This is a genomic window from Streptomyces sp. Edi2, from assembly GCF_040253635.1.
Lineage (GTDB): Bacteria > Actinomycetota > Actinomycetes > Streptomycetales > Streptomycetaceae > Streptomyces.
In genome coordinates, this window is record NZ_JBEJGX010000003.1 from 2435209 (window position 1) to 2458485 (window position 23277).

The 23277-nt window shown below is 70.4% G+C and carries 17 protein-coding genes; 6 read left to right on the forward strand and 11 right to left on the reverse strand.

From position 1 onward, the window contains the following. Nucleotides 1-40: 40 nt before the first annotated feature. From ABR737_RS14125 to ABR737_RS14150, 5 genes are all read right to left on the reverse strand, one after another. A complete protein-coding gene (locus ABR737_RS14125) occupies nt 41-2941 on the reverse strand; it encodes an NACHT domain-containing protein (RefSeq protein ID WP_350250528.1) in 2901 nt (966 codons plus the stop codon). Beyond that, nucleotides 2938-3237, reverse strand: a complete 300-nt coding sequence (locus ABR737_RS14130; protein WP_350250529.1) for a trypco2 family protein — start codon at nt 3235-3237, stop codon at nt 2938-2940. The genes ABR737_RS14125 and ABR737_RS14130 overlap by 4 nt, the downstream gene beginning before the upstream one ends. 230 nt (nt 3238-3467) lie before the next feature. Continuing rightward, the gene (locus ABR737_RS14140) at nt 3468-4292 is read right to left on the reverse strand and encodes a phosphotransferase (RefSeq protein ID WP_350250530.1); all 825 of its coding nucleotides are present in this window, start codon (nt 4290-4292) and stop codon (nt 3468-3470) included. Nucleotides 4293-4417: 125 nt separating this feature from the next. Then, a complete protein-coding gene (locus tag ABR737_RS14145) occupies nt 4418-6949 on the reverse strand; it encodes a winged helix-turn-helix domain-containing protein (protein ID WP_350250531.1) in 2532 nt (843 codons plus the stop codon). Nucleotides 6950-7204: 255 nt separating this feature from the next. Further along, nucleotides 7205-7684: an ATP-binding protein gene (locus ABR737_RS14150; RefSeq protein ID WP_350250532.1), complete on the reverse strand. Its 480-nt coding sequence runs from the start codon at nt 7682-7684 to the stop codon at nt 7205-7207. Between the two features lie 168 nt (nt 7685-7852). On the opposite strand from ABR737_RS14150, the gene ABR737_RS14155 reads away from it, so the two are divergent. The 3 genes from ABR737_RS14155 to ABR737_RS14165 all read left to right on the forward strand — a co-directional run bounded on the left by ABR737_RS14155 (nt 7853) and on the right by ABR737_RS14165 (nt 9706). Beyond that, nucleotides 7853-8686: a helix-turn-helix domain-containing protein gene (locus ABR737_RS14155; RefSeq protein WP_350250533.1), complete on the forward strand. Its 834-nt coding sequence runs from the start codon at nt 7853-7855 to the stop codon at nt 8684-8686. Beyond that, on the forward strand, nt 8683-8994 hold the full coding sequence (locus tag ABR737_RS14160; protein ID WP_350250534.1) for a DUF397 domain-containing protein: 312 nt from the start codon (nt 8683-8685) through the stop codon (nt 8992-8994). Before ABR737_RS14155 ends, ABR737_RS14160 begins: the two co-directional genes overlap by 4 nt. 73 nt (nt 8995-9067) lie before the next feature. After that, entirely contained in the window at nt 9068-9706 is a 639-nt protein-coding gene (locus tag ABR737_RS14165; protein WP_350250535.1) for a DUF1266 domain-containing protein, read from the forward strand. Nucleotides 9707-9722: 16 nt separating this feature from the next. On the opposite strand, the gene ABR737_RS14170 is transcribed toward ABR737_RS14165, so the two are convergent. From ABR737_RS14170 to ABR737_RS14190, 5 genes are read right to left on the reverse strand one after another with little or no spacing between them, the layout of a single operon-like run. Further along, nucleotides 9723-10778 carry a LacI family DNA-binding transcriptional regulator gene (locus tag ABR737_RS14170; RefSeq protein ID WP_350250536.1) on the reverse strand — a complete coding sequence of 352 codons (1056 nt, stop codon included), beginning with the start codon at nt 10776-10778 and terminating at the stop codon, nt 9723-9725. Continuing rightward, the gene (locus tag ABR737_RS14175; RefSeq protein WP_350250537.1) at nt 10775-12388 is read right to left on the reverse strand and encodes a glycoside hydrolase family 13 protein; all 1614 of its coding nucleotides are present in this window, start codon (nt 12386-12388) and stop codon (nt 10775-10777) included. Before ABR737_RS14175 ends, ABR737_RS14170 begins: the two co-directional genes overlap by 4 nt. A 1-nt stretch (nt 12389) precedes the next feature. Continuing rightward, complete coding sequence (locus ABR737_RS14180) at nt 12390-13325, reverse strand: sugar ABC transporter permease (RefSeq protein ID WP_350250538.1); 936 nt, start codon at nt 13323-13325, stop codon at nt 12390-12392. 2 nt (nt 13326-13327) lie between these two features. Further along, nucleotides 13328-14206, reverse strand: coding sequence for a carbohydrate ABC transporter permease (locus tag ABR737_RS14185; protein WP_502964482.1), 879 nt, complete (start codon nt 14204-14206; stop codon nt 13328-13330). A gap of 53 nt (nt 14207-14259) precedes the next feature. Continuing rightward, complete coding sequence (locus ABR737_RS14190; RefSeq protein WP_350250540.1) at nt 14260-15537, reverse strand: extracellular solute-binding protein; 1278 nt, start codon at nt 15535-15537, stop codon at nt 14260-14262. A gap of 226 nt (nt 15538-15763) precedes the next feature. Here ABR737_RS14190 and ABR737_RS14195 point away from each other — a divergent pair, with 226 nt between their 5' ends. The 3 genes from ABR737_RS14195 (at nt 15764) to ABR737_RS14205 (ending at nt 19453) form a co-directional block, all read left to right on the forward strand. After that, nucleotides 15764-17437, forward strand: a complete 1674-nt coding sequence (locus tag ABR737_RS14195) for a glycoside hydrolase family 13 protein (RefSeq protein WP_350250541.1) — start codon at nt 15764-15766, stop codon at nt 17435-17437. Nucleotides 17438-17461: 24 nt separating this feature from the next. Further along, nucleotides 17462-18511: a LacI family DNA-binding transcriptional regulator gene (locus tag ABR737_RS14200; RefSeq protein WP_350250542.1), complete on the forward strand. Its 1050-nt coding sequence runs from the start codon at nt 17462-17464 to the stop codon at nt 18509-18511. Between the two features lie 117 nt (nt 18512-18628). Next, entirely contained in the window at nt 18629-19453 is an 825-nt protein-coding gene (locus ABR737_RS14205; RefSeq protein ID WP_350250543.1) for a phosphatase PAP2 family protein, read from the forward strand. A gap of 794 nt (nt 19454-20247) precedes the next feature. Here ABR737_RS14205 and ABR737_RS14210 read toward each other — a convergent pair. After that, the gene (locus ABR737_RS14210; RefSeq protein WP_350250544.1) at nt 20248-23271 is read right to left on the reverse strand and encodes a bifunctional [glutamine synthetase] adenylyltransferase/[glutamine synthetase]-adenylyl-L-tyrosine phosphorylase; all 3024 of its coding nucleotides are present in this window, start codon (nt 23269-23271) and stop codon (nt 20248-20250) included. Between the last annotated feature and the right edge of the window lie 6 nt (nt 23272-23277).

The window sequence follows — 23277 nt, forward strand, 5'->3', positions numbered from 1 at the left end:
CGTGAGTTGTTCCGTTGTGTGCCCCATCGGTCCGCGACGGTCAGGTGTTACCGGAATCACGGCACTGTTCTGGTCGCGGACGGAGACGGGTCTGCTCCGGGTCGGCCTTGCCGGGCGCGCCCGACCGGCGAGTGGCGTGGTGCGCCTGGAAGTTGCGGGTCAGATGGTCTTGGAGTCGAGCGTGGCGGAATTGGTAGACCGCTCCGGCCTGGCGCAACACACCTCGCCGGTGAGCGTCGTCCAGGAAAGCGATCACTGACCAGGGCAGCCGGCCGGTCAGCGGGGACCACATACGCGCCAGGGCCACCCACTGGCCCCAAGCGGTGAAGGTCAGCCCGTACCCGAGCCCGCCCCCGAACGCCGCCTCGATCCCGAACGCAAGCCCGGCCAGGAGCCCGCGGACAGGCCCGGGCATCAGCACACCGACAGGCTCGGACATGAGCCCGATGCCGATCCCGGCCGGGAACCCCATCACGAGCATCCACACGAGCATATGGAAGACCACGTTCTTGCGGTTCGCGCTCAACAGGTCCGCGGCGCTGACCGCAGAGGTGAGCTCCATGGGAGTTTCCAGCCAGGACATGATGCCGAGCACCAGCCCGGCGCCGAGCCCGACCTCGAGCGGGAACAGGAACGCGCCCACGAGCCCGCCGTCGAGTCCGTCGCCGAACCCCAGCGACGCGACCACGAACCGGTCCACGAGCACCAGTACCAGCGCGACCGAGAGCCCACCACCGAGCCCCAGCAGGAACCTGGGGACGAATGAGGCACGCGTCTGCCGGGCCCCGCCGAAGAGCTGTATGCGTACGCGCGACGGCTCACGTGGTGCGCCCCCGGACACGAACCCGTAGGCGAGCCCGAAGACCAGCCCGACGACGAGCCCGTGCAGGAGCCCTACCAGGAGACCCCGCACGATCGCGAACCCGGTCCCGTACTCGGTCGCGACCAAGTCCACGGGCAGGTTCCCGATTCCGGTCGTCACCCCGAAGGCCAGTGCGGCCAGGAACCCGACCGCGAGCATGCGCGACGAACGCCGCATGGTGGTGCCCAGTTCCCACCAGGCGAGGTCGCGGGTGTCGAGCTCGTGCAGGTGCGCGGCGAGGTGGCCGAGCCAGCGCTGGGCACGTTCGGGACGCCAGCGAAGGCGACGGTGGGTGCCGCGGCCGGTCGGTGTGGGGTCGTAGACGGCGGGGAGGAAGGCTGCCAGGAGATGGTCCTGCAGCGCTTCGGGGGATGGGAACTTCTCGGTGTCCAGCAGATCTGCGGGCTTGTGCTTCGTCGCACCGCGATAGACAGCGCGGGCCAGGGAGACCATCAGCGGGGTGGCGAACACCTCGGCGACCTGCGCCGCGCCCGGGCTGCGCGGTTCTTTCCGCAGCCGGTCCAGGACGGGCTTCCACGCGGTACTTTCCTCGCCGCCGTCTCTGACCGGCCGGCCGGCCCAGTGCAGGTAGTCGGCGTAGTCGTCCACGGTGAGGCCCTCCAGCTCCATGACGGCGGCTGCGGTGAGCACGCCGTCTTCCTCCACGGCCCGGCTGTATTCCGCGGGGCGGCTGGTGAGCAGCAGCGGCGTGGTGGTGCAGTTGAGCGCTCGGAGTGCCGCGCCGTGCAGGTCGCCGGCGATCTCGTCAAAACCGTCGAGAACGGGAAGGATCTTCTTCTCGTCGAGCAGGAGGCCGGCCAGGTTCTCTCCGTGCCCGGCGGGAGCGGCCAGGAAAGGGTAGTCGCGCACCAGTTGGCTGCACAGCCAGTCGTCCAGTGAGGTGGTGACCGGATTCCACGACCCCAGGCCGAAGACCACCGGTACCCGGTCGCCGGGGGCGCGGGCGTCCAGCAGGTCGAGGACGAAGCGCAGGGTCAGGATCGTCTTGCCCGAACCGGCCTCACCCAGCACGACCAGCCGACGGGACGGAAGGGACTCGTACACCTCCACGATCCGGTCGAGTCGGCCCTCCAGCGGAAGGGGCCCCGGGTCCGTCCCGGGCGGGGCCCCGCGGATATTGGCCCAGTAGTCGAACACGTTCCGGTCGGTGCACCTGAAGCGCACGGCGAGCGGGAACGGGTCGCGAACTCGCCGCCACTGCCCCTCGCGAAGCCATTGCTCCTCCACATCGTGGGCGAGTTTCCTCGCCGCCTTCTGCACCTCGGGGGCGTCGTCCGGTTCCGGTGTGCCCGGCGGCGGCAGGTGCGACGGGAGCGGGAGCGGGGTGAGTTGGCCGGCATCGACCGGCAGGCCCATCAGCTCATGGAGTTCGGTGATCTGGTCCGGAGTGAGACGGTGGTACCAGCGTTTCACCTGGCTTGCCGCGAGCCCGCCGAGCCCGTCGGAGGGGTGATGCTCGCTGACCACCCCGATCACATACCCCCCGCTCCACACCGCGGCCCCCGACATCCCTTCCCAAGGGGAACGGCCCCGCTCGGGGTCCTGCGCGGGAGGAGCCACGGAGATCTCCAGGCTGCCCGCACGCAGATACCCCAACGGTGCGGTCAGACCGCACGCATGATGAGAATCCCGGTACCACGGGCGACCCTCACCGCCCGGTGACGCAGCATCGCGGCGCAGCCTGAACCGGGGAAATCCCAACGCTTCGCACTCCACGGGCCGCCTGATCCCGGCGAACTGCACCGGCGAGACCTCGGCGGCGCGCAATCCGCCGACGAACGCGTCCTCCGGAATCCTGAGCACCGCGATATCCGAGGCGGAGTCCGCCCAGACCGGCTCGCCGGGCAACTCCGTCGTGCCACCGTCCTCGGTGAAAAAACGCAGTTGCACCGACTCCGCGTCACTCACGACATGTGCGGCCGTGAGCACCGCATCCCCCCTCACGCGGTAGCCCGACCCGCGCCGCCCCGCCCCCGCGCGCCGTGTGGTGAGGACCTGGACCACGCGCCGTGAGTCAAGCCCGTCCGGCTCGGACGCCCTGCCGGCGGTGGGATTCATTGCTCGTCCGAACCAGCGATTCCGGAGACCAGCGGCCGGTCGCCCGATCCTGTGAGGACCGGCTGCAAGGCCAGTGTGATGCGCTGGGTCGAGGTGGCACCCAGCGCCGCGTTCGCATTGGACTCCACCACCCAGAAGCGCACCTTCGCCCCCGCATTCCCGGTCCGCTCCAGAGCGACCGACACCTCCAGCTCGATCGTCCCCAGCTCGAAGCGCAGCGCCGCGCCCTCCGCCGCGACGACTGCCTGCTCCAACTCCTCCCGCAGATCCCTGATCACACTGGCCAGCTCGATCACTCCACGCCCCTTCGCCGAGCCTCACCACCGGTCACCGGTCGGTCACCGAGGACTGTAGCCCCGCGATGCGGGCACTGACCGCCTATCACCACCAATCCCCTGGGAATCCTCCTCTACAGGTCGAGTTCGGCACGGACCACCTTGCCGAGCGGGACCCGGTCGACGACCTCCCAGCGGTCGGCGAGCGCGGCCACGAGAACCAGCCCGAGACCGCCTTCGGCGTCCGACGGCTACGAGGGGCTGGGCCGCGCCGCAGCACCCACGGATTCCACGAACTTGATCATCTTCAAGTGGTAGGTGCTCCTGCTCGGGTCGGGAAACCGGACGTTGTGCCGGTAGTAGCGATGGAAGGCGATAATGCAGGCCGCGTGCTCGATCTCCAGAGGCAGTGCGGCTGCATCCGCCTCTGACAGGGGCGCAAGAGCCTGATATCCCGTCACCAGAGCACTCAGCCGTTCGGGCACCAGGACGTCATCCTCCGCCGCCAGTCCGACCGCCGCCATGCCGAGATCCAGCAGGGGATCGTCAAGCGAGACCGTTTCCCAGTCCAGTACGGACAGCGCCCCATCGTCACGCACGATCACGTTGTTGGCGAAGAGGTCCCCGTGTGCGACCTTCCGGGAACGTTCGCTGTCGGCTTCGGCGCTGCGTACCTGCTTCAGGCGAGCCGCGAGCCATGCCGCAAACTCCTGGTCGGCGAACTGCGGAATGACGTCCAACTGCTCAGCCGAGAGGCGGCGCGTCCCGACGGGGAGATCACCGAGCCCTTCCGACTCCGGCGTCAGGGCATGCAGTTGCGCAAGGATGCGCCCTGCCTCGGGCAGCAACGGAACCGGAAGCGGATCGCGTACCTCTCCCTGGATCCACTTCTTGAGGATGACCGGGCGGCCGTCGTCGAAGGTGGTGATCAGCGCTCCGTCGAGGGCGGGAACAACCTCGGTCGTCGGAACCCCCAGCCGACACACGGCCTGCGTGTACATCGCGAGGCTCTGGGCGCTGGCGATGTCGTGGTTGTCGAGGATGGTCAGCGTGAAGTCGCCGGATGGACTGGACACGTGGAAGCTGGCTGCAGTTCGCTGCCCCGCCCTTCAGAGGTGAAGTTGCGGGTCCTGCAGCCCCTAGCGCGCAGACACAGCAGGCAGGTCGATCTGGTCCAGCTTGGTGTACGTGGCCACCCGGCTCAGTCTCCTCTGTGTGCGGCGGCCTCTCGGCGCCGGTCATCGACAATCGCGGCCCAGCGTGCCCGGACGCGGCTCCGCTCGTCCACCCACTCGGCGCGCGGCAGTTCCGTGGGCGGCTCTTCGCCCGCCATCAGGTACGACAGTTCGGCCAGGTAGGCGAACTCCTCGCCCCGTACACACCCGTGCAGTTTTTCGCGCGCCTCTTCGAGCGGGGCCGGCTCACCCAGGACCGTGGCATGGAGGCAGACCGCGAAGCGCACGTATGCGACAGACGACGTGAGTCCCGCCGCACGCGCCTCCTCGACGACTGCCTCGGCACGGGTCGGCAGGTCGGTACTGACACCCGCGTCCCGCACGAGCGATGCGATCTTCGTCTGAAGCTCCGCCCACCGGATCGACACCGTGCCCAAGGCGTCCTGTGCCCGCGTGATCTCTTCCCGGGCTCGGGGGCGATCCCGGAACGCGGCGGCGAAGGCCAGGCATGCCTGTGACAGCGCGGCCTCGCCCGGCTGGCCGAGCCGCAGCGCCTCGTCCCGGTTGACCGCGTACGAGGAGCAGGCGAGCGCCATGTTCCCCTGGGTCCACCAAAGGTCACCCAGCGCCCGGTCCCGGCGGCCCTCCGCTCCAAGGGCCTCGGCCGCGGCATGCACCTGGGGGAACCGCCCCACGCGGCGCGCGAGGTGTACCAGGCCACGGGCCGCAGTGGGAGCAAGACGTCCCCCGGCATCGACGACCTGCCGCATCCCCTCCAGTGAGGCGGAGAAGTTCCCGAGATCACGGTCGCACTCCGCCAGGAAGTAGCGCGGCAGTTCCAAAAGCGGCTCGGGCAACCGCCCGGATGCCAGCACCTCGCGCAATTGCTCGGCGGTTTCGCTCCGGTGACGCCGCTGCCGCCGTGCGATCGCGGACAGCGCGAGGGCCAGGGCCTCCGCCGCGCTGCCGATCCGGGCGTTGTGGCTCGCTTGAGCGGCTGGGGCCGGCAGTTCGATGGGCTCCCACACGAAGTCGTCGACATAGCGGAACGCCGCATCCTGCAGCCATCCGAGCTTCAGGCCGTAGTCGCGGGCGAGCGTCAGTCCCTGCCGCAGGGCGGCGACCAGACGTCTTCGGTCTCCGTCCGCCTCCCGCTCCAAGGCATCGACCGTGCGTTGAGCAGCCCGTCGCCAGTCCGCAGGGCTCCACCGGTCCTCGCTCGTCGAATCCGCCTCCCGCATGGCCTCGCGCACGAGATTGTGCAGCCGGTAGGGCCAAGGGGCGCCGGGATCCAGATCCACGAAGGGGCGCTCGACCAATTCCAGCGCGGGGGCGTCGTGATCGAGACCGGCACCGGCCGCGGCCAACTCGACAGAGAACGAGTCGAGCAGGCTCACCGCTCTCAGTACCTGCCGCACGCTCGGTGTGAGGTCCCGGAAGGTCCGTGCCACGAGCGCCGGGAAGTCCAGATTGAATTCGCTCGCCACCGGGGCGTGCCCGTTCTTGCGGTACATGTCCAAGAACCGCATCACCGCGAGGTCCAGGTACAGCGGCAGCCCGTGCGAGTTGGCGGTGATCAGGTGTCGTGCACTGTCGTCCATCAGCGGCCGGCTGCCGACGGTCAGCCGCTCGCAGAGGTACCTCTCGCAGTCCTCCGCGGAGAGGTACCCGACGGTGTGCTGGCGCGGTTCCTCCACCGCACCACCGACGAGCAGCGGCCAGAAGTCCGCTCCCGCCCAGTCCAGTTGCCCCTCCAACTCGGCATCGTCCCACTGCAGACGGTTTCGGCCGGTGATGATGAAGAGGGCGTTCGGCATCAGCCATGCCACCCGCTGGATCAGCCGCTCCAGATCGCGGTGCACGCGGTCCCCGACATCCTCGAACGTGTCCAGCAGGACGACGAGCGTTGCCCGGCGTTTGGCCGGGACCCGGCTGAGGTCCCAGGCGAGCAGATGCGAGTAGTAGCTGAGTGCTTCCACGTCCGGTTCGGCTTCCAGCAGGTCGGCCAGACGACGGCACTCGGCGAGCGAGCGGACCTGGTGGCGCCGGTCCCGCAACGCACGGACAAGCGAGCCGAGCCCCTTTCCGACGAGCGCGCCCGCAGTCCCGGGCAAGGACGCCGCCTGCGCGACGTCCGACAGCACCGACTGCATCTGCCCGGACAGCGACTGCGTCCCCGGGAACCGGCTGAACCAAGTGCGGCGCCGCAGATACTCCTCAAGCGGCTCTCCGGGATGGTTGCGCTCCCAGTAACGCTGGAACGCAAGGTCGAAGGCCGGCATCGGCTCCCCCAGCTCGACCACCGCGAGCCGCAGGGCAAGCATCAAGGACTCGAAGTCACTGCCGGAGTCACGCGACAGGTCGATGCGTACCGGGGCCACCCTCCCCACCTGGGGGTCCAGCGGTGGCCAGTCGGCGTGGCGTGGTTCGCTGTCCACCAAGTGTTCGGCAATGCCACGCGACAGCGTGGACTTGCCGATGCCGCCGACCCCGTAGAAGGCGAGCACATTGCGACGCGGGGTCTCCAGATCCTCGACATCGAACGCAGCCTCGTGCACCCGTCGGGTATGGCGTACGAGGCTGTCCACCACCGTGGCCCACTCGTCACGTCGGTCGGCAAAGTAATCAACGGCTTTCAGCTCACGATCGTTCGACCGGAATAACGCGCGAAGATCCGACCTGGACACCTGGGCAACCTCCGACTGGCTGACGCGAAACAACCAGCCCAGCAGCCGCTTGACGGTCCGTCAAGCACCGGTCACTCTTCGGACAGAGGTAGGAAGAGCCCAGGGTCCATACGGAGCCGGGCGACGCTACAGGTCCAGTTCGGCGCGGACCACCTTGCCCACCGGGACCCGGTCGACGACCTCCCAGCGGTCGGCGAGCGCGGCCACCAGCGGGAGGCCGCGTCCCGTTTCGCAGTCCGGGGGCGGGAGTGTGAGTGCGTCGGGAGACGGCGGGCGCTTCTCCGTGCGGGTGTCGGCGACCTCGATGCGGAGGGTGGCGGGGCGTGCGGCGGCGCCGGGGTGGGCACAGGAGAGAGTCGCCAGGCGCAGTTCGAAGTCGCGTCCGTGGACCCGGCCGTGTGTCACGGCGTTCGCGGCGAGTTCGGCGACGACCGCGGCGGCCGCATCGGACAGCTCGCTGCCGTAGGGGAAGCCCCACTGATCGAGCCGGTGCACGGCGAGGCGGCGGGCGAGACGGGCACCGAGGCGGGTCGCGCTGAAGCGCATCGCGAACACACGTACGGTAACGGGGGCTTGGGGTGCCCAGGAGGTTGCTTGGACTGACATGCGCCCTACGGTGGCGCCCGCACGGCAGCCGTGGCCAGGGTTTCCGCCCCTACGGAGCTCGTACGCAGCGTCAGCGTACGAGTGCAAAGGGTAGACATCGGTGATAACGGACCGTAACCATGGACGCGTTGTGCGTGGGGCACGACAGACGCATGGGAGGTGGCCGGTATGGCCGGCAAAGCGGGCAACAGTGAACCCGAAACCACCGACAGCCTCAGGGCCTTCGGGGCCGTGGTCAAGGCGTTCCGGAAGCGAGCGAAACTGACGCAGGAGGGACTGGCGCGGCGGGTGGGATTCTCCGCCGGGACCATCGCCTCGATCGAGCAGGGGCGCAGGCTCCCGCCACCGGAGTTCATCGAGCGGGCCGAGCGGGTGCTGGACGCCTTCGGGGTACTGCGGGCGATGGCGACGCAGTTGGCCCGGCAGCCGGGATTAGCCGCGTGGTTCCGGCAGTGGGCCCGGCTGGAGGAGCAGGCGATCAGCCTGTACACGTACGAATGCCGGTTGATTCCGGGGCTGTTGCAGACGGAGGCGTACGCGCGGGAGTTGTTCGAGCACCGCATTCCGCTGCTGACCGACGAGGAGACCGAGACGAAAGTGACCGCCCGACTGGACCGGCAGAAACTGCTGCGGGACCGGCCGAACACGGCGTTCAGCTTCATCGTCGACGAGCATGTCTTCTTGCGCCGGACCGGCGGTGCGGACGTGGCCCGGGAGCTCCTTGACCATGTGCTGGAGACCACCCAGCGCCTCCGGAATGTCGAGCTGCAAGTCATGCCGTTGGCGAGGGGAGTTCACGCCGGGATGAATGGCCCGATGCAGGTGTTGGAAACTTCGAGCAACCGGTGGTACGGCTACTGCGAGGGGCAGGAGACCGGCCAGCTCATTTCTGACGCGAAGACCATCAGCACACTGCACATGCGCTATGCGAAACTGCGTTCGCAGGCCCTCACGCCCGAAGACTCCCGGAGCCTGCTGATGCAGATGCGAGGAGTGCTATGAACACCACCACCGAACTTGCCTGGTTCAAGAGCAGCTACAGCGGCAGCGACGGCGACAGCTGCGTGGAGGTCGCCCTCTCCTGGTACAAGTCCAGCTACAGCGGCGATGCCGGCGACAGCTGCGTGGAAGTCGCTGTCTCCTGGCGCAAGTCCAGCTACAGCGGCGATGCCGGCGACGACTGCGTCGAGATCGCCGCCTGCCCCACCACCGTCCACATCCGCGACTCCAAGGACAAGGCCGGACCGCAGCTCGCCGTGCCCGCCCCGGCCTGGGATCGGTTCGTGGCGTACGCCGCTCACGGCGCCTGACCGCCCCCTCGTACAGCACCGTCCGTCGGTCCCCTCGTGGTCCCGGGGGCGGCGCCTGTGAGGATGGGTGGTCATGAGGATATGGATTCTTGCGGTCACGCTGGTGAAGATGGCCATCGGACGACCGGCACACAAGCGCTACCCCGCCGCCCTGACCGGCCATCAAAAGTGGATCGTCTCGCTCGACGCGATCCTCGCGGAGCGCAGTTGGGGCCATCGCCATCTGGCGCTCTATCCGTTGAAGCGGATCAACCCCATGCAATCCCGTGTGAGCCTGAAGTCCAGCTGGGGCGTCACCTCGCCCGAGAGTTTCCACTCGACCCTGCAGTGGCTGGCCGCCGAGGGCCATCGGATGCAGATGGCCCCGGCGCTCGGGCGCCCGCCGGTGGCGTGGGACTTCGGCCGCTACGTCTGGATCGTCCGCGCGGGCTTCGCCGCCGGGTACGTCGACGAGCCGGGTGCCTGGCAGTTGCTGGGCAGTGCCGTGGCGCCCGTGGCCCAGACCTATCGGTCCTGGCAGCAGTTCGCCGACGACTTCGTGGCCGGGCGGGAGCTGTGGATGCGCTCGGCGGGCAGCGAATGGTCCGGATCGCAGGAGGAGACCGTCAGCGCGGTTCGGAGCCTGCTGGATCCCGCGAACGGTGAAAGCCCCTGGCAGCAGGTGTCGTGGGAGACGATCTACCAGGCCGACCAGCAGATCGGCCGACACTGACGGAGTGCTCCGGCCCTCACCTCCGCACCGCCCCCGTGGACCCTCGCACCACCAGCTCCGGCTGGAAGACGAACTCGGTGCGGCGGGGTGGTTCCCGGCGGCCCGCCGCCCGTTCGTGGATCTCCTCGATCAGGGCGCCTACCGCTGCCGTCGCCATCGCCTGGACCGGCTGGCGCACGGTGGTCAGCGGCGGGTCGGTGAAGGCGATGAGCTGGGAGTCGTCGAAGCCGACGACCGAGAGGTCGGCCGGGACGGCCAGGCCGCGCTGGCGGGCCGCGCGGACGACGCCGAGTGCCATCAGGTCGCTGCCGCAGACGATGCCGGTACAGCCGTCGTCGAGCAGCGTGGCGGCGGCCGCATGTCCGCCCTCCACGCTGAACAGGGTGTGCTGGACGCGCCGTTCGGCCTGCCCCCTCGACAGGCCGAACGACTCGCCCAGCGCCGCCGCGAAGCCCTCGGCCTTGCGGCGGGAAGGCACATAGCGGGCCGGGCCGACGGCCAGCCCGATCCGCTCGTGCCCCAGCTCGGCCAGGTGGCGCACGGCCATCCGGGCCGCCGCGCCGTCGTCAGGTGAGACGAACGGCGCGTCGATGTGGTCCTGGTAGCCGTTGATGAGGACGAACGGGACGCCGCGTGCGGCCAGCCGGGCGTAGCGGGACGGGTCGGCGCGGGTGTCGGCGTGCAGTCCGGAGAGGAAGACGATGCCGGTGACGTCACGTTCCTCCAGTTGCTCGACGAGTTCGTCCTCGGTGGCTCCGCCCGGCATCTGGGTGCACAGCACCGGGGTGTAGCCGTGGCCCGCCAGCGACTGTTCGATGATCTGGGCGAAGGCGGGGAAGATCGGGTTGGTCAGTTCGGGGATGACCAGGCCGACCAACCCGGCGCTGCGCCGCCGCAGCCGTACGGGGCGCTCGTAGCCGAGGACGTCGAGCGCGGCGAGCACCCGCCGCCGGGTGCCCGCCGCCACGCCCGCCTTGCCGTTCAGGACCCGGCTGACGGTGGCCTCGCTGACCTGCGCCTGGGCGGCGATGTCGGACAGCCGGGGGGTGGCGTGGGTGTCGGGCAGGGTCATTCCTCCCACCAGGCGGCGGTGTCGGCGGGCAGTTCGAAAGCCCCCTCGGGCGTGTGCGGTTCGGCGTCCCCCTCGGACGTGTCCAGTGGGCGGGAGGAGAGCAGCAGCCGCCCCGGGGCCGGCAGACGGGCCGGGGCCTCGGTGGTGTTGACCGTGCAGACCAGGCCGCCGGGGCGGCGGAAGGCCAGGACGCCGTCGGGGGCGTCCAGCCACTCGACCGCGTCGCCCGCACCGAGGCCGGGGTGGGCGCGGCGCAGGGTCAGGGCGGTGCGGTAGAGCTCCAGGGTGGAGGCGGGGTCGCCGGTCTGGGCCGCGACGGTGAGCGGTGCCCAGTCGGCGGGCTGGGGCAGCCAGCTGCCGCCGTCGCCGAAGCCGTAGGGGGCCGCGTCACCGCTCCACGGGAGCGGGACCCGGCAGCCGTCGCGCAGGCCGTCCTGGCCGGTGGCCCGGAAGAAGGAGGGGTCCTGGCGGACGTCGTCGGGCAGGTCGGTGACCTCGGGCAGGCCCAGTTCCTCGCCTTGGTAGAGGTAGGCGGAGCCGGGCAGTGCCAGCATCAGGAGGGTGGCGGCGCGGGCGCGGGCGAGGCTGCCGCCGAGGCGGGTGGTGTGGCGGACGACGTCGTGGTTGGACAGCACCCAGGTGGTGGGGGCCGCCACCGGGCGCATGGCGTCGAGGGAGGAGTCGATCGCCTCGCGGAGGGCGGCCGCGTCCCATTCCGCGTTCAAGTAATGGAAGTTGAAGGCCTGGTGGAGTTCGTCGGGTCGGAGGTAGAGGGCGGTGCGGTCGGCGGTGGGGGTCCAGGCCTCGGCGACCGCGATCCGTTCGCCGGAGTACTCGTCGAGGACGGTGCGCCAGGAGCGGTAGATGTCGTGGACGCCGTCCTGGTCAAAGAACGGCAGGACCTGGTTGCCCAGCAGTTTCAGCTGTCCGCCGTGGCCCATGTCGGGCAGTCCCGGGGCCTTGACCAGGCCGTGGGCCACGTCGACCCGGAAGCCGTCCACCCCCAGGTCCAGCCAGAAGCGCAGGATGGAGCGGAACTCGTCCTGGACGGCGGGGTGGTCCCAGTTGAAGTCGGGCTGTTCGGGGGCGAAGAGGTGGAGGTACCACTCACCGTCGGCGACCCGGGTCCAGGCCGGGCCGCCGAACAGGGACTCCCAGTCGTTGGGCGGCTCCTCGCCGTTCTCGCCGCGTCCCTTGCGGAAGTGGAAGCGCTCGCGCAGGACCGAGCCCGGGCCCTCCGCCAGTCCGCGGCGGAACCATTCGTGCTGGTCGGAGCAGTGGTTGGGGACGAGGTCGACGATGATGCGCAGGTCCAGGGCGTGGGCGTCCCGGATGACGGCCTCGGCGTCGGCCAGGGTGCCGAACATCGGGTCGATGGTGCGGTAGTCGGCGACGTCGTAGCCGGCGTCGGCCTGCGGGGAGGCGTAGAAGGGGCTGAGCCAGACGGCGTCCACGCCCAGGTCGCGCAGGTACGGCAGCCGGCTGCGGATGCCCGGCAGGTCCCCCATGCCGTCGCCGTTGCCGTCGGCGAAGCTGCGCGGGTAGACCTGGTAGATCACCGCGTGGCGCCACCAGTCGGCGGCAGGGGTGGTGGTGTGCTGTGAAGTCATCTCAACCCTTGGTGGTGCCGGCGGTCAGTCCGGCGACGAGGTGGCGCTGGGCGAAGGCGAAGACGAGCGCGGCCGGCACGGCGATGATCACGGCGGCGGCGGTCATCGAGCCCCAGTCGTTGGTGTACTGGTTGACGAAGGTCTGCAGGCCGCCGGCGAGCGTCAGGTTCTCCTCGCCGGTCATGAAGGCGGAGGCGTAGGCGACCTCGGCCCAGGCGGTGACGAAGGTGTAGAAGCCGGTGACGGCCAGGCCCGGTCGGGCGAGCGGCAGGACCAGGCGCCAGAAGGTGCCGAAGGGGTTGAGGCCGTCGACCCGTCCGGACTCGTCGATCTCCACCGGGATGGTGTCGAAGTAGCCCTTCATCATCCAGGCGCAGAAGGGGACGGCGATGGTCAGGTAGGTGATGACCAGGCCGGCCGGCTGGTTGAGCAGGCCCAGGCTCGCCAGCAGGTTGTACAGCGGCACGATCAGCACCGCGACCGGGAACATCTGCGTGATCAGCAGCAGCCACATCAGCGGGCGCATCCCGGGGAAGCGGAAGCGGCTGACGGCGTAGCCGGTGGTGGCGGCGATGAAGACACCCAGGACGGTGGTCAGCCCGACGATGATCACGGAGTTCGTGAACCAGGTCAGGAACTCGGTGCCGGCCAGGACATGGGTGTAGTTGGCGAGGGTGAAGTGGGTGACGACGCTGGTGGAGAAGGCGTCGTTGGTGGGTTTGAAGGAGGTCACCAGCAGCCAGAGCGGCGGGAAGACGGCGACGACCGCGGCGACGGCGAGGGCCGCGTGCAGGCCGACGGACGCCGGGCGGGACCGTTCGTTGCGCCTGCGGGCCGTGCGCGCCGGAGTCGTACGCGCCGTGCCGGTGGACGTCGTGCCCGTACGTGTCGTGCCCGTACGTGTCGTACGCGTACGGGTCGTGCTCGTGGGGGTCATGGTCACCACACCTCTCCCTGCTTGCGCAGCGCCCGGCGGTAGACCACCGCGACGGCCGAGAGCAGGACCAGGATCAGGACGCCCCAGGCCGCGGACTCGGAGAAGTTGCGGGGGCTGTCGAGGAAGGAGAGCCGGTAGGCGTAGGTCACCAGGATCTCGGTGGCGTCGCCGGGGCCGCCCCGGGTCAGCAGGAAGATCACCGGGAACATGTTGAAGGTCCAGATGGTGGAGAGCAGGATCACCGTGCTGCTGACGGCGCGCAGGCCGGGGACGGTGATGTTGCGGAACCGCTGCCAGGCGCCCGCGCCGTCCATCTCGGCGGCCTCGTACAGCTCGCCGGGGATGGACTGCAGTCCGCCGAGCAGCGCGACCAGCATGAAGGGCACGCCCAGCCAGACGTTGACGGCGATGACCGAGAGCTTGGCCCAGGTCGGGTCGTTGAGCCACGGGACCGCGTCGATGCCGCCGCCGGCCAGCAGCTTGTTGAGGATGCCGTTCTTCTCGTTGTAGAGCATCCGCCAGGTGAAGACCGAGATGAAGGCGGGGATGGCCCACGGCAGGATCAGCGCGAGGCGGTAGAAGGTGCGGCCGCGCAGCGTGCGGTTGAGCATGTTGGCCAGGGCGAGGCCGATCAGGAAGGTCAGCGAGACACAGCCGACGGTCCATACGACGGTCCAGCCGAGGCGGTCCCAGAAGACGCCGTCGCTCAGCACCGCCTTGTAGTTGTCCAGGCCGGTGAACTTGTAGGTGGCGGGGAGGTGGTTGACGCCGATGTTCCGCTCGACGTTGGCCTCGTTGGCGTCGGTGAGCGAGAGGAAGACGCCGCGCACCAGCGGATAGCCGATGATCACCCCGATGACGAGTACCACCGGGGCGACCATCGTCCATGCGTACCAGTGGGTGCCCAGCGCCCGGCGCACCCGTACAGCGAAGGTCACTTGTAGTCCTTGAGCAGCTTCCGGTAGGCGTCGCCGGCCGCCTTGGCGGCCTGCTCGGGCGAGGAGGCGCCGGTGAGCACCTTGTTCATCTGGACCTTGACCGGCTCGAAGAGCGAGTTGCCCTCGGCGATCCAGGGGCGCTGGACGGCACCGTCGACGGCGGGCTTGAAGAACTGGACCATCTCGTTGTTCTTGACGGCCGGCACCTCATACACGGACTTACGGGTGGGCAGCAGGCTCAGCTTCTCGTTGGTCTGCTGCTGGACCGTGGCCGAGCTCATGTACTTGACGAAGGCGTAGGAAGCCTGGAGGTTCTTGCTGCCGGCGTAGACGGAGAGGTTCCAGCCGCCCTGCGGGGAGCCCTGGGCGGTGCTGCCGCCGGGGACGGGGGCGACGCCGAGGTTCTTCTTGTCCTTGAACGCCTTGCCGGCGCGGGCGCCCTCGATGTCCCAGGGGCCGTCGACCGCCATCGCGACGGTGCCGTCCTTGAGGGCCTTGAGCTGGTTCTCCTGGCCGTCGGTGGCATCGGTGACGGCGGCCTTGGAGTCGACCAGGCTCTTGATGGTCTTGAAGGCCTTGACGCCGGCGCCGTCGTCGATCTCCACGACCTTGTCGCGGGCGTTGACCATGTCGCCGCCCTCGCCGTAGAGGTAGGGCAGGAACCAGTAAGGGTCGTCACCACGCAGGTAGAGGGCGGTGGCGCCGGTCTTCGCCTTGATCTTCTTGGCGGCGGTGGCCAGTTCGGCGAAGGACTTGGGCACCTCGACGCCGGCGTCCTTGAGGAGCTTCTTGTTGTAGAAGAGGCCCAGGGTGTCGATGACCTGGGGCGCGGCGTAGGTCTTGCCCTTGAACTTCGTCGAGCCGACGGCCTGCGGGAGGTAGTCGTCGGTCTTGTCGAGGGCGGGGGTGCCGTCGAGGGGCGCGAGGTAGCCGAGGTTGGCGAAGTCGGCGGTCCAGGCGACCTCGGTGCGCATCACGTCGGGGGCGCCGGAGTTGCCGCCGGCCGCGTTCTTGAACTTGGCGTTGGCGTCGCCGAACGGCACGTTCACATACTTGACGTGGACCTTCGGGTGCTCTTTCTGGAAACCTTCGGCAAGCTTGCGGTACGTCGCCTTCTCGGCGTCGTTGGAGGTGTCCCAGAAGGTAACGGTTCCGGACAGTTCGCCCCCGCTGCTGCCGTCACTGCCGCCGTCACCTCCGCCGCACGCCGTCGCCGCCAGTGCCAGGCCCGCTACCAGCGCGGTGGCCGTTGCGCCCCGTATGCCACGCCGCATGTGAACTCCTTAGGGAAATGCCTCAGATGGCGGTCAGGAACGTAACAGCGCGGAAAACAAACCGAAAGACCTTGCGGCAAATTTCTGCAAGACTGCGGGAACGAAGTGCAACGAGTTGGCTGGAAGGGGACCCTCCCGGCGTCCCCGGCACCGTCACCCCGCGCCCGCCCGAGCGTTGATTCCTTGAAGGCACACCGACGCCTCTTGACCTCGACAGGGACGGCAGATGACCCAGGAGCTCACTTCCCCCAGCCCCGCCCCCCAGGCCCCCGGACCGGGCCGAGGTCCTGGATGGTGGCGCGACGCCGTCATCTACCAGGTGTACGTCCGCTCCTTCGCCGACAGCGACGGCGACGGCATCGGCGATCTGCGCGGGGTCCGCGAGCGGCTGCCCTACCTCAGGGACCTGGGAGTGGACGCCGTCTGGCTCACCCCCTTCTACGCCTCACCGCAGGCCGACGGCGGCTACGACGTCGCCGACTACCGCGCCGTCGACCCGCTCTTCGGCACCCTCCAGGACGCCGACGGCCTGATCCGCGCCGCCCACGACCTGGGCCTGCGGGTGATCGTCGACATCGTCCCCAACCACACCTCCGACCGGCACCCGTGGTTCCGGGACCCGGAGCTGGCCCGGCAGCGCTACCTCTTCCGCCCCGGCAAGGGCGAGGGCGGCGAACTCCCGCCCAACGACTGGGAGTCGGTCTTCGGCGGCCCGGCCTGGACCCGCACCGGCCGGGGCGACTGGTACCTGCACCTCTTCGCCCCCGAGCAGCCCGATCTGAACTGGGAGAACCCGGAGGTGCACGCCGAATTCGAGGCCATCATGCGCTTCTGGCTCGACCTCGGGGTGGACGGCTTCCGGGTCGATGTCGCGCACGGCATGATCAAGGCCCCGGGCCTGCCGGACATCGGCCACGGCGCCCAGGCCCAGCTCATCGGCAGCCAGGTCCTGCCGTTCTTCGACCAGGACGGCGTGCACGCCATCCACCGCGCCTGGCGCCGGCTGCTGGACGGCTACGGCGACGCCCGCGGCAAGCAGGTCATCGGCGTCGCCGAGGCCTGGGCCCCCACCCCGGAACGCCTCGCCCTGTACGTACGCCCCGACGAACTCCACCAAGCCTTCAACTTCCAGTTCCTGAACGCCGCTTGGCAGGCCGACGCGCTGCGCTCGGTGATCGACGCCTCGCTCGCCGCCACCGCCTCGGTCGGCGCCCCCACCACCTGGGTGCTGTCCAACCACGACGTCGTACGCCACACCACCCGCCTCGGCGGCAGCCTCGCCCGCGCCCGCGCCGCCACCCTCCTGATGCTGGCACTGCCCGGCTCCGCCTACCTCTACCAAGGCGAGGAACTGGGCCTGCCCGAGGTCACCGACCTGCCCGACGACGTCCGCCAGGACCCGGCGTTCTTCCGCGGCGGCCGGGCGACCGGCGCGGCAGGCCCCGGCACCGACACCGAATCCGCCCCGGACGGCGTCGCCTCCACCAGCGGCCAGGACGGCTTCCGCGACGGCTGCCGGGTGCCGCTGCCCTGGTCCGGCGAGGCGCCGCCGTACGGCTTCGGGCCCGGCGGCAGCTGGCTGCCGCAGCCCGCCGACTGGGGCGGCCTCACCGTCGCGGCCCAGACCGGCGACCCCGCCTCCACCCTGGAGCTCTACCGCGCCGCCCTCGGCCTGCGGCGCCGGCTGCCGGGACTGGGCGACGGCCCGATGACCTGGGCGCCGGCCCCCGACGGGGTGCTCGCCTTCACCCGCCCCGGCGTGCTGTGCACCGTCAACACCCTGGGGCACGACACCGAACTCCCGACGCCCGGAACACCGCTGCTCGCCAGCGCCCCGGTGACCGTCGACGGCGCAGCCGTACGGCTCCCGGGGGACAGCTGCACCTGGTGGGCAATCTGACAGCAGACCGGTACAGTCCCACCCATGACCGCCCGGCTCTCCGATATCGCAGCACAGGCGGGTGTCAGCGAGGCCACCGTCAGCCGGGTTCTCAACGGTAAGCCCGGTGTCTCCGCCACCACCCGCCAGTCCGTGCTCGCCGCCCTCGACGTGCTGGGCTACGAGCGTCCGGTGCGGCTGCGGCAGCGCAGCGCCGGGCTGGTCGGGCTGATCACCCCGGAGCTGGAGAACCCGATCTTCCCGGCCTTCGCGCAGGTCATCGGGCAGGCCCTGACCCGCCAGGGCTATACGCCGGTCCTGGCGACGCAGACGCCGGGCGGCTCCACGGAGGACGAGCTGACCGAGATGCTGGTCGACCGCGGGGTGGCCGGCATCATCTTCGTCTCCGGGCTGCACGCCGACACCTCCGCCGATATGCAGCGCTACGAGCAGCTGCGCGGCCAGGGCGTGCCGTTCGTCCTCATCAACGGCTTCTCCGACAAGGTGCAGGCGCCCTTCGTCTCCCCCGACGACCGGGCCGCGGTGGATCTTGCGGTCACCCACCTCGGCGCGCTCGGCCACCGGCGGATCGGGCTGGCGCTCGGCCCCAAGCGCTTCGTGCCCGTGCAGCGCAAGATCGAGGGCTTTGTGCGCGCCATGCAGGAGCGGTTGCAGACCGGCCCGGCCGAAGCGGAGCCGTTCATCCAGCACTCCCTCTACACACTGGAGGGCGGCCAGGCCGCGGCGGGCGCGCTGATCGAGCGGGGCGCCACGGCCCTCGTCTGCGCCAGCGACATGATGGCGCTCGGCGCGATCCGCGCGGCCCGGCAGCGCGGCCTCGACGTCCCGCGCGAGATCTCCGTGGTCGGCTTCGACGACTCCCCGCTCATCGCCTTCACCGATCCGCCGCTGACCACGATCCGGCAGCCGGTCACGGCCATGGGGCAGGCGGCCGTGCGCGCGCTGCTGGAGGAGATCGGCGGCACCCCGGCCCCACACAGCGAGTTCGTCTTCCTCCCCGAGCTGGTGGTGCGCGGCTCGACCGCCTCGGCCCCGAAACCGGCCAGGATCCCGAAGCCGCTGCGGACTCCCTGAGGGCCGCTTCCCCCAGAAGTACGGGGTCCGGCGTCCCTCTTGAGACCGATATGCGGCTTCGAATACCCGACCGAAGGATGATCGCCGGTACGCCCCTTTCTGGCAGACTGTCTGCCTATGGGTGAAGCGAATACGAGGACGTTGGACGGCCTGCCGACCATCCCGCCACCCCAGGGGGAACGCGCGGACCACCCGGTGGCCGAGAGGCGGATGGCCCGTCTGCGTGCTCCTCGCACCCCCCGGCTCTGGTTCGAGATCCTGCTGATCGCGGTCAGTTACTGGACCTACTCGGTGATCCGCAACGCGGTGCCCGAGCAGAAGGCCAAGGCCCTGAGGAACGCCGACTGGATCTGGCAGGCGGAACACTCCCTCGGCATCGCCGTCGAACACACCGTCAATCACGCCGTGAACTCCGTGACATGGCTGATCGTCACGATGAACTACTACTACGCGACACTGCACTTCATCGTGACGATCGGGGTGCTGGTCTGGCTCTACCGCTGGCACCCGGGCCGCTATGCCGCCGCCCGGCTGGCGCTGTTCGCCACCACCGGCATCGCCCTGATCGGCTACTACTTCTACCCGTTGGCGCCACCCCGGCTGATGCCGGACGGCGGTTTCATCGACACCCTCGTCCACCACGGGACCTGGGGCTCGATGGCGTCCGGCAACCTCGCCTCGATGTCCAACCAGTACGCCGCGATGCCGTCGATGCACATCGGCTGGTCCCTGTGGTGCGGCATCACCATCGCACTCCTCGCCCGCTCGCGGTGGGCCAAGACCCTCGGCCTGCTCTACCCCGCCACGACCCTCCTGGTCATCGTCTCCACGGCCAACCACTTCTGGCTGGACGCGATGGGGGGCGTGCTGTGCCTTGCCGTTGGCTTCACGGTGGCAGGCGTGTGGTTCGGGGCAGCACCCCACCGGCTGGCGCGGGCCTAGCCCCCTCCCCTGCAGGCGCCTGCGACGGGCCGGTCCGCTGCGGGTCCGCTGCGCTTTGTTGCAGGCCCACGTGTTCGGCCGTCCCGCCGTGGGGACTTCTCGCCGTTGCGCCTGCGGCGGGCGGGTCCGCTGCGCTTTGCCCCTGCCCACGTTGTCGGCTTTCCCTTCGTTGCGCCTGCGGCGGGCGGGTCCGCTGCGCTTTGCCCCTGCCCACGTTGTCGGCTTTCCCTTCGTTGCGCCTGCGGCGGGCGGGTCCGCTGCGCGGGGCTGTCGGGGTGCGGTGACGGGCCTCCGCGGGTGGGGTGCCGGACTGCTTCGCTTTACGTCCGGCACCCCACCCGCTCCGGCCCGTCCCCTCCCGTTGGGTGGGTGGGAAGAAGGCCGGTGGGGGTGGCTGTGACTGGTCCGGTGCTCGTCGTGGACGTAGGGGAATGCCCGTGGGCACAGGCAAATGGCCATGGCGCGGGGAATGGGCTGCGGCACGGGGAAATGTCTGTGATCGACGCCCGCCCCCACCCACCTTCACCATCTCCCCCACGGGAGGGGACGGGCCGGAGGGGCAGGGGTGTGGGACGTAAAGCGAAGCAGTCCCACACACCGGCCCCGCAGGCCCGTCACCGCACCCACAGCCCCGCGCAGCGGACCCGGCCCGCCGCAGGCGCAACGGCGGGAAAGCCAAAAACAGGGGCGAGGCAAAGCGCAGCGAACGGGCCCGCCGCAGGCGAAACAAGAGAAACCCCCACGACGGGAAAGCCGAAAACGTGGGAGACCCCCGGCGCAAGCCGGAGAGGCGACTACGCCCCGTAAAAGATCTCCTCCACCACGCCCCGCGCCCGCCGCGTAACCCGGCGGTAGTCGTCGATCATCTCGCCGATGTGGCCCTCCTCGTAGCCGAGGTAGCGGCCCACGGCCGCCAGTTCGCGGCCGTCGACGGGGAAGGTGTCTCCGGGGCGGCCGCGGACGATCATGACGGCGTTGCGTACCCGGGCCGCCAGGACCCAGGCCTCGTCGAGGGTCTGGGCGTCCTCGGTGCCGATCAGGCCGGCGGCGTGGGCGGCGGCCAGTGCCTCGCGGGTGCGGGTGGTGCGCAGGCCGGGGATCTCCCAGCCGTGCTGCATCTGCAGCAGCTGCACCGTCCATTCGACGTCGCTGAGGCCGCCGCGGCCGAGCTTGGCGTGGGTGGTGGGGTCGGCGCCGCGGGGCAGCCGCTCGGCCTCCATCCGGGCCTTGAGCTTGCGGATCTCGCGGACCGCGTCGTCGCCCAGGCCCTCGGCCGGATAGCGCAGCGGGTCGATCAGCTCGATGAACCGCTCCCCCAGCTCGGCGTCGCCCGCGACCGGTTCGGCGCGCAGCAGGGCCTGCGACTCCCAGACCAGCGACCAGCGCCGGTAGTAGGCCGCGTACGAGGCGAGGGTCCGGACGAGCGGGCCCGACCTGCCCTCCGGGCGCAGGTCCGCGTCGATGGGCAACGGCGGGTCGGAGGAGGGGATTTCGAGCAGCCGGCGCATCTCGTTGGCGACGGCGTGGGCGGCCTTGGCGGCCTCCTGCTCGTCGGCGCCCTCGCGCGGCTCGTGGACGAAGAGGACATCGGCGTCCGAGCCGTAGCTCAGCTCGCGGCCGCCGAAGCGGCCCATGCCGATCACCGTGAAGCGGGTGGGCAGGGTGTCGCCCCACTGCTGGCGGACCGCGGCGCGCAGGGCGCCGGCGAGGGTGGCGGCGTTGAGGTCGGAGACCGCGGAGCCGACGGAGTCGACGGAGTGGCCGTGATTGTTGTCCGCCGGGCTGAACTCCGTGCCGTACGCGCCGATGACATCGGCCGCCGCGGTGCGGAACAGCTCTCTGCGGCGCACTCCGCGGGCCACCGCGGCCGCCGCCTCCGCGCCGTCCGCGCGGCCGACGGCGGCCAGCACCTCCTGCTCCAGCGCGGCCCGGCTGCGCGGCTGCAGCCCGTCGGCGGCACCGAGCAGCGCGACCGCCTCGGGGGCGCGCAGCAGCAGATCGGGGGCGAGGCGGCCGGCGGACAGCACCCGGGCGAGGTTTTCGGCGGCCGCGCCCTCGTCGCGCAGCAGCCGCAGGTACCAGGGCGTCTTGCCGAGTGCGTCGGAGACCTTGCGGAAGTTGAGCAGTCCGGCGTCCGGGTCGGCGGAGTCCGCGAACCAGGCCAGCAGCACCGGCAGCAGCGTCCGCTGGATGGCGGCCTTGCGGGTCACGCCGGAGGCCAGCGCCTCCAGATGCCGCAGCGCGGCCACCGGGTCGGCGTAGCCGAGGGCTTCGAGGCGGTGTCCTGCGGCCCGGGCGGAGAGCCGGGTCTCGCCGGGCTCCAGGGTGGCGACGGCATCGAGCAGCGGACGGTAGAAGAGCTTTTCGTGCAGCCGGCGCACCTCCCTGGCGTGCCACTTCCACTCCTTGCGGAGGGTGTCGACCGGTTCGGTGCGCAGGCCCAACGAGCGAGCCAGGCGCCGCTGTTCGGTCTCGTCCTCGGGCATCAGGTGGGTGCGGCGCATCCGGAAGAGCTGGATGCGGTGCTCCAGCGTGCGCAGGAAGCGGTAGGCGGCGTCCAGGGCCGCGGCGTCCTGGCGTCCGACATAGCCACCCGCGGCCAGTGCGGCGAGGGCGTCGAGGGTGGTGGCGCTGCGCAGCGTGGCATCGCTGCGGCCGTGCACCAACTGCAGGAGCTGGACGGCGAATTCGACATCGCGCAGGCCGCCGGGGCCGAGTTTGAGCTCCCGCTCGACCTGGGCAGCGGGGATGTTCTCGACGACCCGGCGGCGCATCTGGCGCACATCGGCGACGAAGTTCTCCCGCTCGGCGACCTCCCACACCATCGGCGCCAGCGCGTCCACGTACTCCTGGCCCAGCTGCAGGTCCCCGGCCATCGGGCGGGCCTTGAGCAGCGCCTGGAACTCCCAGGTCTTGGCCCAGCGCTGGTAGTAGGCGAGGTGGCTGGAGAGGCTGCGCACCAGCGGCCCGTTGCGGCCCTCGGGGCGCAGGTTGGCGTCCACGGGCCAGATCGTGCCCTCGGCGGTGTTGTCCGAGCACAGGCGCATCATGCGGGCGGCGAGCCGGGTCGCGGCCTGCAGCGCCTGGGCCTCGTCCACGCCCTCCTTGGCCTCGGCGACGAAGATGACATCGACGTCCGAGACGTAGTTCAGCTCCCGGCCGCCGCATTTGCCCATGCCGATGACGGCCAGCCGGCACACCGCGGCGTCGCCGGGGGCTTCTTCGTAGGAGATCTCCAGGGCGGCCCGGACCGTGGCGGTGGCCAGGTCCGCCAGCTCGGCCGCGGCCTCGGCGACATCGGTCGTGCCGCACACATCGCGGGCGGCGATGCCCAGCAGGGAGCGGCGATAGGCGGTGCGCAGCGCGTCGGCGCGCGGCCGTTCGGCGTTCGGGCCGCCCCAGATCCCCTCGGCGAGCGACAGCTCGAACTCGGGGGTGGTGGGGTGCAGGTCGACCGACTCGTAGGTGACCAGCGACTGCCAGTCGCTCGGGTGCCGGACGAGATGGTCGGCAAGCGCCTCGGAGGCGCCCAGCACCCCCAGCAGCCGGTCGCGCAGCGGTTTCGCCGCGACGATGGTGCTCAGCAGCGTCTGCTGCTCGTCGCCTTCCTGCGCCTCCACCAGCCGGACCAGGCTGTGCAGTGCCAGGTCCGGGTCGGCGGTGGCACCCAGCGCTTCGAGCAGCACCGAGTCATCGCGTACGGAAGCGAGTTCGGGGGCGTCCAGCAGCTCCCCGGCCGCCGAGGGGTCGGTGAAACCGTGCCTCAGCAGCCGGGTGTAAGTGCTGCTCCGCCGGCCCTGCGGAGCGGGAAGTGCCATGGGTGC